Here is a 16,171-nt window from a genome sequence, read left to right on the forward strand (position 1 = left end):
TGGTGGGGTAGTACTTTTTGGCCAACATTCGGAGGGCCCATGGCCGTGACGCAGATCGACATCGACGACGACGCCTTGCATCGTGCCATGGCATTGTCCAAGGCAAAGACCAAGAAGGAGGCGGTCGACCTCGCGCTCCAGTTCTACGCCGAGCAACAGGAGCGCGCTGCGCGCATCAGTCGCCACTTCGAACGCGCCCGCCATTGGGGAGCGGTCGAGGACGCGGATCGACGGCATCGGGCGGAGAAGGCCGACAGGTGATGTACCTGCTGGACACTTCGGCGCCGGTCCGGCTGTTGGCCGAGCCCAAGTTGGCTTCGGCCTGGTACGACGCGATCGATGCGGAGGCTGTGGCCTCCTGCTACCCGCAGCGCGCCGAGTTCCTGTACAGCGCCCGCGACGGTCGGGAATTTGACGAGATCGCGGAGATGTTCGCGGAGCTTTACCCCGACGTGGCGGTGCCGAAGAACGCCGGGCGCCGGATCGGAGCGGTGCAGCACCGCATGGCACGAGTGGAACGGCATCGCAGTGCGTCCGCCGTCGACTTGATCATTGCTGCTACGGCGGCTCACCATGGTCTGACGGTGCTGCACGACGACGGCGTCTATTGCACCGTCGCTCGGCACGCGCCCGATCTGCGCGAGCACAGCGTGCGTGACATCGGTTGACGTGGTCCTTCCTGATGCCGTGATGCCGTGATGCCGTGATGCTGTCGAGGCGTCGCGCCTTGGCGTATGCGATTGCCGCTGGGGAGTTCGGCCTGCTGGAGCGGGAGGCGCGGCCCGGGGCAGACCGACCGGCGGGCGACGGCCCCTGGCTTGGGGTCGCCGCCCGCCGCATTCGTCAGTCCCGGACGGGGACCCTCACTACCTGGCCGGGGAGGCCGGCGTCGGGGTTGCGGGTGCCGTCGGTTTGGATGGGGGTGCCGTTGACGAGGATGTGGCGGATGCCGGTGGGCTGGTCGGCGGTGAGGCGTTCGCCGTCGGCGGGGAAGTCGCGGACGCGGCGGACCGGGCCGGGGGCGACGGTGGCGGGGTCGAAGACGACGACGTCGGCCCAGTAGCCGGGGCGGAGGTAGCCGCGGTCGGTGAGGCCGAGGATGTCGGCCTGGACGCCGGTGAGCTTGCGGACCGCGCGTTCGACCGGCATGAGATCGCGTTCGCGGACCCACTTGCCGAGGAAGTCCGTGGCCTGCGGGGCGTCGCAGAGCTGGCCGACGTGAGCGCCCGCATCCGAGAGGCCTAGGGTGCAGTTCTCCTCGGCGAGGATGCCGAGGAGGGCGTCGACGTCGTCGTTGGCGAGCACGCAGCGCATGCGCAGGTTCAGGTCGGGCTCGTCGAGGGCCAGGTCGAGCAACGTGTCGAAGGGATCCGTGCCGCGTTCGGCGGCGACGTCGGTGAGGCGGCGGCCCGGCAGGTCCGGATGTGCTGAGGACTCGTCGACGCTGTACGTGCCCCAACGGGGGACGAGGAACGCGCCCTCGACCTGCCAGGCGGCGAGTGCGCGGGCGCGGAAGTCCGGGTCGGCGTACGCCGCGCGCCGCTCGTCCGCGCCGCCCGCCATCAGCTCCCCGAAGACCGGGTTGGAGTTGAGTGTGAACGGCTCGGCGAGGGTGAAGGCGAAGGTCAGAGGCCGCGGGCTGACCTGCGGCCAGACCTGCGAGCCCTTGGCCCAGCCGTCGCGGTTGAGCTGCACCAGGCGCTCGTGCGCGCCGGTCGGCGTGGTCATGAGCGCGGTGTAGGTGAACGGGACACCGACATCCGGCTGGATCTCGTACAGGTCGTCGATGCCGAGCTGCTCGCCGGGCGTGAACTCCACGACGCCGCGCCGCTCTTCGCGTACGACGGCGAGGAGCGCGTCGATCTCGGCGCGGTCGGCGAGGCGGGACGGCACCGGCTTGCCGTCGATGCCGCGGTGGGTCTTGGCGAAGCTGGTGGCGAATCCGGCGGCCCCGGCCCGGAGCGAGGTGCGCAGCACCTCGGCCATCTCGGCGATCTCGGCCTCGGTGGCGGTGCGTTCGTACGCGTCCATGCCCATGACGTACAGCCGCAACGCGGTGTGGCCGATGTAGGCGGTGTAGTTGAGGCCCACGCCGCGCCGCTCGACGGAGTCCAGGTAGCCCGGGAAGTCGCTGAAGTCCCAGGGGATTCCGGCCTCCAACGTGGCGACGTCCATGTCCTCGACGTTCTCCAGCGTGCGCGCGATCACGCCGTGGTGCTCGGGGCGCGTCGGGGCGATGGAGAAGCCGCAGTTGCCCGCGACGACGGTCGTGACACCGTGGAAGCAGGACGGGGTGAGCGCCGGGTCCCAGAAGACCTGCGCGTCGTAGTGGGTGTGGATGTCGATGAAGCCCGGGGCGACGATGTGCCCGGTGGCGTCCAGGGTCTGACGGCCGGTCAGGTTCGGGCCGATGGCCGAGACCCGCCCGTCCGTGACCGCGACGTCCGCCGCGTAGGGGGCGGAGCCGGTGCCGTCGACCACCGTTCCGCCGGTGATCACCAGGTCAGCGGTCATGTCCGCGGTCATGCCGGAACGCCCTTTCTTTCGGGGGATTCGCCTTCGGGGGAGGCACTTTCGCGTGAGACGCTGTCGGATGAGGCGTTGTCGTAGGCGCCGTCGGAGGTGCGGTGCGCGAACGAAAGGCCGTACAGCTCCGCGCAGTTGCGCCACAGGATGTCGTCGCGCACGTCGTCGGCGAGATGCGCGGTGTGGTCCGCGAGCACCTGCTGTGAGTACGGGAACGTCGAGTCGGAGTGCGGGTGGTCGTTGGCCCACATCAGGCGCCGGTGGTCCATCAGGTCGGTGACCCGGAACGCCACCGCGTCGTCCTGGAAGGTCAGGTAGATGTGGTCGCGGACGTACTCGCTCGGCAGCCGTCCCAGCGCCCGGTCGCCGAGCCAGTTGCCGTGGTAGCGGACGGCGTGGTCGGCGCGGTACATCCAGTGCGGCATCCACCCGGCGTCGGCCTCGACGCACACGACCTTCAGGCGCGGTTCGCGGTCGAAGACACCGCCGAAGACCATCGTGCCGATGACGTCCTGGCAGCCGCGCATGATGCCGAGGAAGCTGTTCATCTTCGGGCCGCGGTACTGCTGCGACCCGAGCTGGTCGTTGCCGGACGTCAGGATGTGGAAGGCGAGCGGCAGTCCGAGGTCGGCCGCGGCGCGCCACAGCGGGTCCCAGCGCGGGTCGTCGTAGTCGCCCGCCTCGCCCTCGCACGCGGCGTGGCCGGGCATCATGACGCCGCGCAGCCCGAGTTCCTTGATGCGCGCGAGATCGGCGATGCCCTCCTCGACGCTGCGCAGCGCGGTCTGGCCCATGCCGATCAGGCGTTCGGGGGCGTGCCCGGCGAACTCCTCGGCCATCCACAGGTTGTACGCGTCGAAGCACGCCTTCTTGTAGTCGGCGTCCGGGTGGTTGCACAGCAGCATGCCGACCGACGGGTACACCACCTCGGCCGCGACCCCGTCCCGGTCCTGCTCGGCCAGCCGGGCCACCGGGTCCCAGCCGCCCTGGTGGAGCTGGTCCCAGTCGGTGTACTCGAACGGCCCGACGGTCTCCGGGGGCCGTCCGGCCGCCGCCACCATGCCGTACGGGATGCGGCTGCGCCCGTTGTCGATGTCCATGACCGCGCCCATCCGGGGGTCGGTCGCGGCGACGGGCGCGCGGTCGCGGAAGGCCGGGTCGATGCGGTCGAGGTAGCAGTCGCCGGGCTCGGTGACATGCGAGTCGGCGGATATCGCGAACAGGGGCGTCCCCATGGCGGTCCTCTCACGTGCGGCACCGGGCCGCGGAGAGCGGTGTCGGTGCGTGGGGCGGCGGGCACGCAATTGATGAGTGCACATTAAGTACGGGGTCCGTTAGTTTCAACACTCGTGGGACGCAATCCAGAGGCCACGCGCCGAGAACTGCTCGACAGCGCCGCCCGGCTCTTCGCCGAGCGGGGCATCGCCGCGGTGTCGCTCAACGAGATCAACACCGCGGCCGGGCAGCGCAACGCCTCCGCGCTCCAGTACCACTTCCGGTCCCGCGAGGGTCTGCTGCGCGCGATGCTGGAGCGGCACATCCCGCAGGTGCGGGCGCGGCGCGACGAGCTGCTCGCGCTGGCCGACGCGCACCCGGAGAAGGTCCGCAGGTCGGCCGAGGCGTTCGTGCTGCCGCTCGCCGAGCAGTTGGACGGCGACTGGCGCGGCCGCGCGTTCCTGCGCATCACCGCCGAGCTGATGGCCGACCCCTCGCGCAGCGCGCCCGAGGTTCGGGAACTGCTCACGCAGACGCTGGCGGACGAGGCCTACGCGCGCATCTGGAAGCACGGCCACAACGTCCCGGCGCTGCTGCGGCCCGAGCGCATGCGCGTCGGCGGCACGATGGTGCTGCACGCGCTCGCCGACCGCGCCCGGCTGCTGGAGTTCGCCGGCAGGCCGACGCAGATCGCTCCGGAGCTGTTCGTGGGCAACCTGGTCGACATGTTCCTGGCGGCGACGCTGGCCCCGGTCGGACGCTGAGCCGCCGCGCGGTCCCGGCAACACGCGGAGGTCCGTACGGGACCGGCGACGCGGAGGACGCCGCCGGGCCCGTACGGACGTTCAGGGGAGGGTCAGGACGCGTCCGCGAGTGCCTTGTCCCACACGTTGTGCCAGTGCGAGACGGCCGACTCGCCCATCCCGACCACCATCGTGTCCAGCCCCGAGGCGAACCCGCGCTGGCACGCCTCGGCGCCCGGGAAGTCCTCGCTGACCAGCACGCGCTTGTTGGTCTCGTGGTTCCCGCGGGCGGTCGCGATGCTCTGCTCGTCCAACGGGTCCCACGACCCCTCGGTCATGGTGATGTACGACTCGCCGGGCACCTGCCCGGGGTAGATGCGCAGCATCGTGGTGCTCAGCGGGCTCTCCAGCAGCACCGTCGACGGCAGCACCGTCTGCACGTTGACCATCGGCAGCCGCGCCGGCCAGTTCTCCTCGGGCAGCGCCGCCAGCGCCTCGAAGCCGGCGATCGGCACCGCGAAGCGGGTGTGCGGGCCGAAGGTGTCCACGATGCCGTTGTTGAGCACGATGCCGTGGATCGTCGCCTTGTGCAGGAACGGTATGTGGTAGCCCTCCAGGTTGATGTCGACGGTCAGCTTCCAGTTGGCCTTGAGCCGGAACGTCTCGTTGACCACCGTGCGCGTGCGGTCGTACGGGAATCCCGCGAAGGCGTCGGCGACGTCGTCGAGCGCTCCCTCGACCTCGACGTCCGGCCGCAGTCCGACCACGATCAGGCCCGCGGAGATCGTCACCGGCAACCTCTTCAGGCCGAACCGCTCCGGTTCGATGCCGGGGAACTGCGGGCGGGACGGCAGCCCGACGAGCGAGCCCGCCGAGTCGAACTGCCAGCCGTGGTAGCCGCAGATGAACCGGCGCGCGCTGCCGCAGCCCGTCCCCTCGGTGCCCTCGCGTGCGGAGTCCTCGGGCGCCACCGGCATGCCCCGGTGCGTGCACGCGTTGAGGAACGCATGCAGCTCGCCGTCCTGGTCGCGCGTCACCAGCACCGGCACGCCGTCCACGTCGCGCGCCAGGAAGTCGCCGGGGTCCGCGACGTCGCCCGCCCAGCCGACCACCTGCGGCGTGCGGCGGAAGAGCACCTCGCGCTCGCGGGCCAGGCGCTCGGGGTCGGTGAAGACCGAGGCGTCCACGCGCAGCGGCGCCTCACCGAGGTCGAGGGTGCGTTCGGCCAAGTGGTCGATGATGCGGCGGCCGGTGCTGACGACGTCCTCGTGCTTCATGGCCCCTACTCCCGTGCCTGGTCGCTGCCGACGCTCGCGTGTCCGGTGCGTGTTCCGGTGCGTGCCCGCTGTGTCCCGCGTGCCCGTGCGCCCACGGGCGTCCGCGGGGGCGCTCCGGCGTTCTAATGAGGGTTCATTATGTGAAGGGGGTCATGACACCGTCAATGCGGTATGTGGTGTCATCGGACGGAGAGATCACGCGGAGGTCGGCGCACGCATGCAACACCAGGTCGAGACGGTCCACTACGAAGTGGGCGACGTACGCCTGTCCGGGCTCCTCGCCCGGCCCGCCGCCGGCCCCGCCCGGGGCACGGTCCTGGCGCTGCACGGGGGAGGCTCGCGCGCCGCGTACTGGCACCGCGACAACGCCCGCGACGCCTCGCTCCTGGAGCTCGGCGCCGCGCTCGGCTGGACGGTCCTGGCCGTCGACCGGCCCGGCTACGGCGCTTCGGCCGGGCTCCCGCGCGACCGTCAGGACCTCGACCACCAGGCGGACGTGGTCTTCGGGCTCATCGACGCGCTGCCCGGACACCTGGGCGACGACCACGGCGGCGGCGTGTTCCTGGCCGCCCACTCGATGGGGGCGATCCTCGCGCTGCGCATGGGCGCGAGCGAAGACGGCCGGATGCTGCTGGGCATCGCGGCCGGCGGCGTCCCGCTGCGCTACAGCGCGGAGAAGTCGGCCGCCATGGCCGCGGTGCCGACCGACCGGTGGGACATGGTGCCGCCTATGCGCGGCCCGGGCACCGGCTCGGCCACCTTCTTCGGCCCGCCCGGCACGTTCGACCCCGCGCTGCTCACGCGCGAGGGGCGCATCGCCGCGCCGGTCCCGATGGCCGAGTTCGTGGACGCCCGGGACAACCCGCTGACGCTGCCCGGGTTCCTCGGCAAGGTGCGGGTGCCGGTGCAGTGGGCGATCGCCGAGTTCGAGAACTCCAACCAGGCGGGCCCGGAGGCCCTGGCCGAGGCCGGGCGGCTGCTCTCCCAGGCGCCGCGCGTGGAACTGCACACGCAGCGCGGCGTCGGGCACAACATGAGCCTCCACCACGCGGCGCGGGCCTATCACCTGCGGATTCTGGCCTTCGCCGAGGAGTGCCGGGAGGCCCGCGCCAACTTCACCTGATCGGGTGAACTTAGTCGTCACCCCTGAGGGTGAACCAGACCACCTTGCCGTTCGGGAGGGCGTCCGCGCCCCACGCGTGCGCGAGGCAGTCGACGAGCGCCAGGCCGCGGCCGAACTCGTCGGCCGGCCCCCCGCCGCGCGAGGCCGGCAGCCTCGGACAGGTGTCGCGCACCTCGACGCGCAGACACGTGCCGTCGTGGCGCACGGTCAGCGTGTGCCAGGACCCGGGGCCGACGTGCAGCAGCACGTTGGTCAGCAGCTCGCTCAATAACAGCGTTGCCACGTCGGCGAGTTCGCCGATATCCCAGGTCCGCAGCAGGTGCTCCACCTCTCGGCGGGCCAGGCGGACGCCGCGGTCCGAGGCCGAGAGTTGGACGCAGTAGTGACGGACGTCTTCCGTCAACACCGGCATAGTCATCCTCCGAACAAACACGCATGGACTGCGTGAGATCGGGGCCGACCGGTCGGGGAGTTGACGACCGAGAGCGACCCTAAGGCGACGGTGAGTCAGATCGGACATTCAGCGTGCCGTGCGTCCACCAAGCCTGCAACTCCCACTCTTGGAATGTCGGGCCTTTTTCCGTAGTGGTCACGAAGCGGGCCATCGTGGTGCACACTGTCCCCCCATCGCAGCCGCGAAATCCAACCGGCTCCACCTCTTGGAGGCGCACCGTGGCCTTAGCCCCCAATCCCACCGTCCGCCAGCGCCGGCTCGGCACCGAACTGCGCAGGCTCCGCGACGCCTGCGGCCTGAGCCTCGAAGCCGTCGCCGCCCGCCTCGAATGCTCCGACTCCAAGGTCAGCCGCATCGAACTGGGCCGCAGCGGCGTGCGTCCCGTCGACCTGCGCATCCTCCTCGACCTGTACGCGGTCGAGGACGAAGGCGAGCGGGAGGCCCTGCTGACCCTGGCCCGTGAGGCCAAGAAGCGTGGCTGGTGGCGGAGTTACTCGTCCGTGCTGCCGCCCTCGTACACCGAGCTGCTCAGCCTGGAGGCCGACGCCTCCGGCATGCGCGGCTTCGAACTCTCGCTCGTGCCCGGACTGTTGCAGACGCCGGACTACGCCCGGGCGGTGATCTCCTCGGTGCGTGCCGACCTGACCCAGGACGAGGTCGACACCCTCGTGCGGGTCCGCGCCGAACGACAGGCGATCCTCGACCGGGTCGGCGCCGACGGCGAGCCGAGCTTCCAACTCACGCTCGTGCTGGGCGAAGCGGTGCTGCGGCAGGCCGTCGGCGGACGCGAGAGCATGCGGGCCCAACTGCTGCATCTCGCCGACGCGGCAAACCGCCCGAACATTCGCATTCAGGTGCTGCCGTTCGCGTCCGGAGCACATCCCGCGATCGAAGGCGCCTTCGCCATCATCGATTTCCCCGCATTGTCCGATCTGGACGTAGTGGTGGTCGACACGCGCACGAGTAGCCTCTATCTCGAGGAACCCGACCACGTCCGCGTCTATCAGCGGATGTTCGAGGACATCCGCGCTTCCGCGCTCTCGTACGGGGACTCGACGTCCATGATCGAGCACGCTGCAAAGGAATTGTCTTGAGCAACGCACAGCACGATCCAGCACTCCGAAGGCTCCCCGCGGCGCATGCCGTCGACGCAGCTCACGCGGGGTTGCCCTGGCACCGCAGCACTTTCAGCGGCGGCGCCAACAACTGTGTGGAAGCCGCCGGAACCAACGAGTTCATCTGTGTCCGCGATTCCAAGTCGGTACCCGGTCCGATCCTCTCCGTGGCATCTGTCGCGTGGGATGAATTCCTCGGTCGGGTACGCCGCGAAGGCTCGGCAGGCTGAGCTTTTCGCCCTGGCGAATTCACTCGTAAGAGTGGTGGTTATTACCCGGACGAGTGAATTCTCACGATGATCGTTTTGGTCTCCTTATCGATCTCGCCTGAAGCGGGCCCGCGACGCCCCGGCCCCGAGTCCGAGGACGACGCGCACCGCTCCCCGCCGCGACACCGGACGCCCCCTTTCCCGGTCCCACCTGGAAGAGTGGGGGTGTGTATGTCTCGGTGCTGGGCCCGCTTCAGGTGCGGGACGACCAAGGGGACCCGGTCGCGGTCTCCGGCGCGCGCCTGCGCGTGCTCCTGACTCGCCTGGCGCTCGACCCGGGGCGGCCGGTGCCCTCGGACAGCCTCGTGCGTGCCGTATGGGACCGGGCCGAGCCCTCCGGGGCCGCCAACGCCCTTCAGTCGCTCGTCTCCCGCCTGCGCCGCATGCTGGGCCCGGAGGCCATCACTTCGGGCCCGGCCGGGTACGTCCTGGCGCTGGCGCCCGACGCCGTCGACGCCCACCGCTTCGAGCAGGCCGCGTCCGAGGGGCGCCGCCTGCTCGCGACGGGCGACGCGGCGGGCGCGGAACGCGTCCTGACCGGCGCGCTCGACCTGTGGCGCGGTGCCGCGCTCGCCGACGCCGCGGAGTCCGGCTTCGCCGCCGGGCCCGCGGCGCGCCTGGAGGAGCAGCGGCTGACCGCGGTCGAGGACCGCGTCGACGCCCGGCTGCGGCTGGGCCGCGCCGCCGAGGTGGTGCCCGAGCTCGAACAACTGGCCACCGAACACCCCCTGCGCGAACGCCTGCACGGCCAGCTCATGACCGCACTGGACGCGGTCGGCCGCCGCGCGGACGCCCTCTCCGTCTACCACAAACTGCGTACCGAACTCGGCGAGGCACTCGGCATCGACCCGTCCCCGGAGCTGGATGCGGTGCACATCGCGGTGCTGCGGGGCGAGCGGGGGGTAGGGATCGGGACTGCGGCTTCGGATCCGGCGCCTGGTTCGGGTTCGGTCTCGGGTCCGGGTCCGGGTCCGGGTCCGGGTTCGGTCTCGGGTCCGGCTTCGGTCTCGGGCTCGGCCTCTGTTCCGGATCGGGATTCGGGCTCGGTTTCGGGTCCGGTCGCGACAACGGCTCCGTTCGGCCGGGCCCCGGCCCCCACTCAGGCGGGGCCCAGTCAGACGGGGCCCGGCCAGGCGGGGCCCTCCCCGACGCTGGCGGCGGGGGCGGGCGTCGGGGAGGGCGCGCTTGCCGGTGGGGTGGACAGTCGCGGCGGTGCGTCCGGCTCCACGGCGTCCGACGACGCCGGGTCCGCGAACTCCGGCGGCACGTCCACCGCTACCCCCAACTCCGCGCTCTCCGGCGGCACTTCCTCCTCCGCCGCATCCGCCGCATCTGCCGGGTCCGGGGTGAACGGGCAACTCGGCTCCGACGCGCGGGGATCCGTGTCGTCGCCGAGTCAGGCGCCGCCGACGAACCTCACCGCGCGCCTGACCAGCTTCGTCGGCCGCGACGACGAACGACTGCGGCTCGGCCAACTCCTGCACGAGTCCCGGCTGGTGTCGGTCGTCGGGCCGGGCGGCGCCGGCAAGACCCGGATCACCGTGGAGACCGGCTCCCGGCTCCTGCCCGAATTCCCGGCGGGCGTCTGGTTCGTGGAGCTGGCCCCGGTCCACGATCCGGCCGACATCCCGCAGGCCATCCTCGGCGCCCTGGGCCGCCGCGACTTCGGCATCATCAACTCGATGGCGGACACGTCCGGCAGCATCCCCGCCGGGGACGCCCTCGCCCGCGTGGTCGAAGTGCTGGCCCGCCGCCCGGCGTTGCTCATCCTGGACAACTGCGAGCACTTGGTCGCCGGGGCCGCCGAGGTGGCCGACATCCTGCTCGCCGAGGCACCCGCGCTGCGCATCCTCACCTCGACGCGCGAACCGCTCGGCATCGTCGGCGAGACGCTGTACCCGCTCGGTCCGCTGACCCTGCCGGACGACCACGGCGATACCACGACCGCGCTCCGCTCAGCAGCCGTACGCCTGTTCGCCGACCGCGCCAAGGCGGTCCGGCCCAACCTCGTCGTCGACGACGCCAACGTGGCCGCCGTCGCGGAGATCTGCCGCCGCCTCGACGGCATGCCGCTCGCCATCGAACTCGCCGCCGCCCGTACCCGCTCCCTCACCCCGACGCAGATCGCCCGGCGGTTGGACGACCGCTTCCGCCTGCTGACCGGCGGCAGCCGCACCGCCATGCCGCGCCACCAGACCCTGCGCGCGGTCGTCGAATGGAGCTGGGACCTGCTGGACGACCCGGAGCGCGCGCTGCTGCGCAGGCTCTCGGTCTTCGCGGGCGGCGCGACCCTGGAGGCCGCCGAGACGGTCCTCGCGGACGGCGCGCTGGTGCACCGCGACGACGTCCTCGACCTGCTGGCCGGGCTGGTCGACAAGTCGCTCGTCGAGATGTTCGGCACCGGCGAGCCGCGCTACCGCATGTTGGAGACCATCGCCGCGTTCGCCGCCGAGCACCGTGACGACGCGGGTGCCGACGCCGGGGTCACGCTGCGGCACGTGGCGTGGTGCAAGGCGGTGCTCGAACGCGCCGACCCGATGCTGCGCACGGCCGAGCAGTTGGAGGCCATCGACACCATCATCGAGGAGCACGACAACATCGCCGCCGCGCTGCGGTTCGCGATCGACGCGGGCGACGCGGAGTCCGCGGTACGCCTCGTCGCGCTCATGGCCTGGTACTGGACCATCCGCGGCTACCACCGCGAGGCGACCGCGTGGCTCGGCGACGCCCTCGGCATGCCCGGCGCCGACGACATCCAGGACCGCGAATCGCACATCCTGGCGGCGTGGTTCTACGGCACGACCCTGGTCGTGACCACCAGCGAGATGCAGGGCCTGCGCTGGATGATGCGCAGCCGCTGGCACCTGCGGCACTTCACGCCGTCCCCGGACCACCCGGTGTTCGTGCTCATCGAGGCCATGAACCTGGCGTTCCAGGACTACACGTCGGGCACCGGCCGGGCCCTCGAAGGCATCGACGAACACCGGGACCCGTGGGTGCGCGGCGTCATCGACCTGATGCGCGGTCATATCTCCATCAACACCGGTCGCACGGACGAGGGCCTCGACTGCCTGCGGCGCGCCCGGCTGCGGTTCGTGGAACTGGGTGACCGGTGGGGGCGTTCGTCCGCGGTCGCTGGGCTGTCCGAGGTCTACCGCTACACCGGGCGCTTTGCGGAGGGCCTGGCCGCGATCGACGAATGCCTGGAACTGGTCGGGCAGTTGCGGTCCGACGAGGACGTCCCGTTCCTCTACCTGCGCCGCGGGATGATGCACCTGCAACTCGGCGACATCGACGCGGCGCGGCGCGACCTGGCCGCGTCCGTGGAGACCGCGCACAGCGGCGACACCGTGGGCGGCCTGCTGATCGGCTACGCGGGCAGCGGCGACCTGGCCCGGCTGCTGGGCGACCGTGAGGAGGCGGACCGGCAATACGCCCTGGCCCTTGCGGAGTTGCCGCGGGCTCGGGTGGTTCCGGCGCAGATGCTGGCGATGTTGCAGTTGAGCGTCGCGTACCACTACGGGACGCAGGGTGATCGCGGCAAGGCGCGGCTGGCCCTGGACGCGTCGCGGGTCGCGGCGGTGGACAGCCACGACATGCCGGTGATGGCCTCGACGACCGAGGGCATGGCGTGGTGGACGCTGGAGTCCGGCGATGCGGAGCAGGCCGCCGTACTGCTCGGTGCGGCGGTCGCGATGCGTGGGCACGAGGACTTGGGGAGCCTCGACACGCTGGCCACGACCGAGAGGGTGCGTGCGGCGCTTGCCCCGGAGGTGTACGAGGAGGCGTACGCGCGAGGCGCGGCGCTGTCGCAGGAGGATGCGGCGGAATTGCTGGCGCGGAGTTGAGACTTCGTGCGGGGCGCCTGCGGAGCTGAGACCTCGTGTGGGGCCCCTCCGGAGCTGACCTCGTGTGGGGCGCCTACGGAGCTGAGACCTCGTGCGGGGCCGCGGGACGCTGAACTTGCCTTGGCAGGGCACTGGTTGGTGGCACCGATCGGAGTGACGTCGTTTCCGGCGGCCGGTCAGCCCGGATCGCGTCCCAGGTACGCCACCAGTCGGTCGCTGGGGCAGGCCACGGTCGCGACCGGCGTGCGCGGGGCGAACAGCGGGTGGCGGTCGTTCTCGGGTACCAACAACATGCCCACGGAGAGGAGTTCGACCGCGATGGCGGCGGGGATCGGGGTGTCGCGGCGGCAGCTTCGGGCGATGTCCCAGCCGTGCACGGCGATTTCCAGTGCACCGGCGGCGGCCATCAGTTCGGCGGGCATGCCGCGGTCGGCGACGGCGATCCGGCGCGGCGCGGTCGCCCAGAGTCCGGGCAGGTCCCGAGCGCGTCGGCGGAAGGTGGTGAGGGGGTCGGTCGACGCCGTGGGCACCGAATGGCCGCCGCGCTGGGTGGTGGCCCGGACGTCGGTCGCCTGCGGGTCGCAGGGCGGTCGGTTCGGCGGTGCGTCCGCTGGGTCGAGTGCCACGCGGGCGCCGGTCAGGCCCTCCGCCAGCGCCGCCAGCGACTCGTTGGCGTGCGCGAGCAGCATCGCCAAGTCCCAGGCCCGGCAAGGGGTCGGGCGGGACAGCAGGGCCGGAGGGATGCCGCGCGTGACGGACAGCGCGTACCCGACCGCCCGTTCGAGGAGTAGCGGCGCGGTGTTCACGGGACCAGGACCCCGCGGTGCACGGGCGGCAGCCCGAACGTCGGGAACAGGTCGGTGTCGTGGAACGCGGTGATGTGGGCGATGGCACCGCGATCGACATCTGACGGACCGACGGCGACGCAGTCGAGCAGGTAGATGCCCTGCGCGCGGTGCGTACCGTCGTCGTTCCTCATGTAAATGGCCAGTGCGTGCTGCCCGTTGGCCCGGGTCGGCACCACGCGGGAGCCCCGGAAGAAGCCCGGGCAGTGCCGTTCGATGAGGCGGCCGATGGTCCTGCGGCCGCGGAACCACGACGGCACCGGCGGCATCTCCCACACCGCGTCCTCGGTCAGCAGCGCCATGAGGGCGTCGATGTCGGACGCCTCGAAGGCCGCGGCGTACCGGTCGAGAAGGGCGCGTTCGGCCTCGTCGGAAGGACGGGCGACCTCGTCCGCGACCGGGGCGGCCTCGGCCAGCCGGGCCCGCGCCCGCTGCAACGTGCTGTTCACCGCCGCCTCGCTCGTGCCGAGCAGATGGGCGACCTCGGCGGCGCGCCAGGCGAGCACGTCGCGCAGGATCAGGACGGCACGCTGCCGGGGCGGCAGGTACTGGAAGGCGGCGGTGAGCGCCAGGCGCATCGACTCGCGCGAGCCGACCACGGCCGCCGGGTCGGCGGAGGCGGGGGTGACGAGGGCGTCCGGGATCGGCTGCAACCAGGTGTGGCCGGGCCGTTCCGGGGCGAGCGGGTGGTCGGGATCGGAGTCCGGCCCGCCGAGCCCGACGGGCAGGTCGCGGCGCTCGCGGCGTTCCAGCGCACGCAGGCACACGTTCGTGGCGATGCGGTAGAGCCAGGTGCGCATCGACGAGCGGCCCTCGAAGCCGCCGTACGCCTGCCAGGCGCGCAGCAGCGTCTCCTGCACCAGGTCCTCGGCGTCGTGCACCGAGCCGAGCATGCGGTAGCAGTACGCCAGCAACTCGGGCTGCATCTTGCCGGTGCTCCGCAGGAAGTCCTCGTCGCTACGCGGCGCTGCCATGGCCGGTCCTCTCGTCGCCCTCGTGTGCGTGCCGTGCGGGTCGGGTCGCCCGCGCGTGACAGGCGGGCGCCGTCCCTCATGAGTACTGACCCGCGCGGCGCCGGAAAGTCATCGGGGGCGGGGTACGGGCCGCGGTCGGCGACCTCGGTCGACCGCTCACCGGACAGGCTCTGACCTGCGCTTAAGGCGTTCGGCGATGAGTTCTCGAAAGTCCGCGGATCGGTACCGGCGAGGCTTTCGGAGCGATCAGGGAGACGCACATGAGCGGCATGGTGGAGGCCCAATCCGGCGGCCCGGGACCGAAGCGCAAGCGCGAGCCCGATCCGGATCCGGGGCGCGGGCCCGGCCCCGCGCCCGGGTTGGTGGCGGCCCGGCGCTGGGCGCTCGCGCTGGGCGCCGTGGCGTCGATCATGGCCGCGCTGGACACCCTCGTGGTGTCGACGGCGCTGCACACGATCCGGCTCGACCTCGGGTCGTCGGTGGAGGACCTGGAGTGGACCGTCAACGCGTACAACCTCAGCTTCGCCGTGCTGCTGCTGACCGCGGCCGCGCTCGGGGACCGCTTCGGGCGGCGCCGGATGTTCGCGGCGGGGTTGCTGGTGTTCACCGCGGGGTCGGCGGCGTGCGCGTTGTCCGGCAGCGTCGCGGCGCTGATCGCGGCGCGGGCCGTGCAGGGCGTCGGGGCCGCGTTGATCATGACGCTGGCGCTCGCCCTCGTGAGCGCGGCCTTCCCGGCCGAACGCCGGGGCGCGGCCATCGGCATCCTGGAGGGCATCACCGGGCTGGGCGTCGCGCTCGGCCCGCTGGTCGGCGGGGCGGTCGCCGAGGGGCTGGCGTGGCAGTGGATCTTCTGGATCAACGTGCCCATCGGGCTGGCCGCCGTACCGCTGGTGCTGCGCAAGCTGCCCGAGAGCCACGGCCCGGACAGCACCCTCGACCTGCCCGGCGTGGGCCTGGTGACGGCCGGTGCGTTCGGCGTCGTCTGGGCCCTGGTACGCGGCAACCCGGCCGGGTGGGGGAGCGTCGAGGTCGTGGGCGCACTGCTGGGCGGCGCCGCGCTGTTGGCCGCTTTCGTCCGCTGGGAGCTGCGCACACCCGAACCCATGCTGCCCATGCGTTTCTTCCGGTCGCGCGCCTTCTCGGCGGGCAACGCGGCGGTGTTCTGTACGTTCGCCTCGTTGTTCGTGGCGGTGTTCTTCCTGGCCCAGTTCCTCCAGACGGTGCTGGAGTACGGCCCGCTCGGGGCCGGGCTGCGCCTGATGCCGTGGACGGCCACGCTCTTCTTCTGCGCGCCCGTTGCCGGGGCGCTGGTCGACCGCGTCGGCGAACGCCCGCTGCTCTCCGGCGGATTGACGTTGCAGGCGGTCGGTCTGGGCTGGATCGCGCTGGTGGCCGAGCCGGACGTGGCGTACGGAACGCTGGTGGCGCCGCTGGTGATTGCGGGTTGCGGTGTGTCGATGGCGATCCCCGCGGTGCAGACCTCGGTGGTGGGCTCGGTCGAGCACGCGGAGATCGGCAAGGCGGCGGGGGCCAACGGCATGATGCGCGAACTGGGCGGCGTGTTCGGCATCGCGATGGCCGTCGCGGTGTTCTCCGGAGTCGGCGGCTATGCGACCGCCCAGGAGTTCTCGGACGGCTTCGCCGCCGCGCTCGGCGTTGCCGTGGGGATCGCCGTATTGGGCGCGCTGGCGGGCTTGTTCCTGCCGGACCACCGCGCCGCGTCGTCGGCTTCCCACTTGTCCGGGCCGGCGGTACCGTCCGGGTCGGCGGACGACGACGCGG

At 71.8% G+C, this 16,171-nt stretch carries 14 protein-coding genes; 8 read left to right on the top strand and 6 right to left on the bottom strand.

The window, feature by feature from the left end; genetic code table 11:
• Positions 1-39: 39 nt before the first annotated feature.
• Both ACRX5S_RS36410 and ACRX5S_RS36415 read left to right on the top strand, forming a co-directional pair.
• A complete protein-coding gene (locus ACRX5S_RS36410) occupies positions 40-261 on the top strand; it encodes a type II toxin-antitoxin system VapB family antitoxin (protein WP_436777519.1) in 222 nt (73 codons plus the stop codon).
• Positions 258-668 (top strand): PIN domain-containing protein, encoded by a 411-nt coding sequence (locus ACRX5S_RS36415; RefSeq protein WP_436777520.1) that lies wholly within the window; start codon positions 258-260, stop codon positions 666-668. Before ACRX5S_RS36410 ends, ACRX5S_RS36415 begins: the two co-directional genes overlap by 4 nt.
• A gap of 175 nt (positions 669-843) precedes the next feature.
• Here ACRX5S_RS36415 and ACRX5S_RS36420 read toward each other — a convergent pair whose 3' ends face one another.
• Together ACRX5S_RS36420 and ACRX5S_RS36425 are read right to left on the bottom strand one after the other, a co-directional pair.
• Positions 844-2,526, bottom strand: coding sequence for an N-acyl-D-amino-acid deacylase family protein (locus ACRX5S_RS36420; RefSeq protein WP_436777521.1), 1,683 nt, complete (start codon positions 2,524-2,526; stop codon positions 844-846).
• Complete coding sequence (locus tag ACRX5S_RS36425; protein WP_436777522.1) at positions 2,523-3,761, bottom strand: amidohydrolase family protein; 1,239 nt, start codon at positions 3,759-3,761, stop codon at positions 2,523-2,525. The genes ACRX5S_RS36420 and ACRX5S_RS36425 overlap by 4 nt, the downstream gene beginning before the upstream one ends.
• 114 nt (positions 3,762-3,875) lie before the next feature.
• On the opposite strand from ACRX5S_RS36425, the gene ACRX5S_RS36430 reads away from it, so the two are divergent.
• Complete coding sequence (locus tag ACRX5S_RS36430; RefSeq protein WP_436777523.1) at positions 3,876-4,505, top strand: TetR/AcrR family transcriptional regulator; 630 nt, start codon at positions 3,876-3,878, stop codon at positions 4,503-4,505.
• Positions 4,506-4,597: 92 nt separating this feature from the next.
• Here ACRX5S_RS36430 and ACRX5S_RS36435 read toward each other — a convergent pair whose 3' ends face one another.
• The gene (locus tag ACRX5S_RS36435; RefSeq protein ID WP_436777524.1) at positions 4,598-5,761 is read right to left on the bottom strand and encodes an aromatic ring-hydroxylating oxygenase subunit alpha; all 1,164 of its coding nucleotides are present in this window, start codon (positions 5,759-5,761) and stop codon (positions 4,598-4,600) included.
• Positions 5,762-5,978: 217 nt separating this feature from the next.
• On the opposite strand from ACRX5S_RS36435, the gene ACRX5S_RS36440 reads away from it, so the two are divergent.
• Complete coding sequence (locus ACRX5S_RS36440; protein WP_436777525.1) at positions 5,979-6,884, top strand: alpha/beta hydrolase; 906 nt, start codon at positions 5,979-5,981, stop codon at positions 6,882-6,884.
• 10 nt (positions 6,885-6,894) lie between these two features.
• On the opposite strand, the gene ACRX5S_RS36445 is transcribed toward ACRX5S_RS36440, so the two are convergent.
• A complete protein-coding gene (locus tag ACRX5S_RS36445; RefSeq protein WP_436777526.1) occupies positions 6,895-7,287 on the bottom strand; it encodes an ATP-binding protein in 393 nt (130 codons plus the stop codon).
• A gap of 269 nt (positions 7,288-7,556) precedes the next feature.
• Between ACRX5S_RS36445 and ACRX5S_RS36450 the strand changes: the two genes are divergently transcribed.
• From ACRX5S_RS36450 to ACRX5S_RS36460, 3 genes are all read left to right on the top strand, one after another.
• Positions 7,557-8,432 carry a helix-turn-helix domain-containing protein gene (locus ACRX5S_RS36450; RefSeq protein WP_436777527.1) on the top strand — a complete coding sequence of 292 codons (876 nt, stop codon included), beginning with the start codon at positions 7,557-7,559 and terminating at the stop codon, positions 8,430-8,432.
• Positions 8,429-8,683 (top strand): DUF397 domain-containing protein, encoded by a 255-nt coding sequence (locus ACRX5S_RS36455; RefSeq protein ID WP_436777528.1) that lies wholly within the window; start codon positions 8,429-8,431, stop codon positions 8,681-8,683. The genes ACRX5S_RS36450 and ACRX5S_RS36455 overlap by 4 nt, the downstream gene beginning before the upstream one ends.
• A 206-nt stretch (positions 8,684-8,889) precedes the next feature.
• Positions 8,890-12,570 (top strand): AfsR/SARP family transcriptional regulator, encoded by a 3,681-nt coding sequence (locus tag ACRX5S_RS36460; protein ID WP_436777529.1) that lies wholly within the window; start codon positions 8,890-8,892, stop codon positions 12,568-12,570.
• 176 nt (positions 12,571-12,746) lie between these two features.
• On the opposite strand, the gene ACRX5S_RS36465 is transcribed toward ACRX5S_RS36460, so the two are convergent.
• Entirely contained in the window at positions 12,747-13,376 is a 630-nt protein-coding gene (locus ACRX5S_RS36465) for a maleylpyruvate isomerase N-terminal domain-containing protein (protein WP_436777530.1), read from the bottom strand.
• On the bottom strand, positions 13,373-14,389 hold the full coding sequence (locus ACRX5S_RS36470; RefSeq protein WP_436777531.1) for a sigma-70 family RNA polymerase sigma factor: 1,017 nt from the start codon (positions 14,387-14,389) through the stop codon (positions 13,373-13,375). The genes ACRX5S_RS36465 and ACRX5S_RS36470 overlap by 4 nt, the downstream gene beginning before the upstream one ends.
• Before the next feature lie 260 nt (positions 14,390-14,649).
• On the opposite strand from ACRX5S_RS36470, the gene ACRX5S_RS36475 reads away from it, so the two are divergent.
• Positions 14,650-16,171: MFS transporter (locus ACRX5S_RS36475; RefSeq protein ID WP_436777532.1), on the top strand; the 1,522-nt coding region annotated here is incomplete at its 3' end.

Origin of the sequence: Yinghuangia sp. YIM S09857 (assembly GCF_051388915.1) — a bacterium.
GTDB lineage: Bacteria > Actinomycetota > Actinomycetes > Streptomycetales > Streptomycetaceae > Yinghuangia.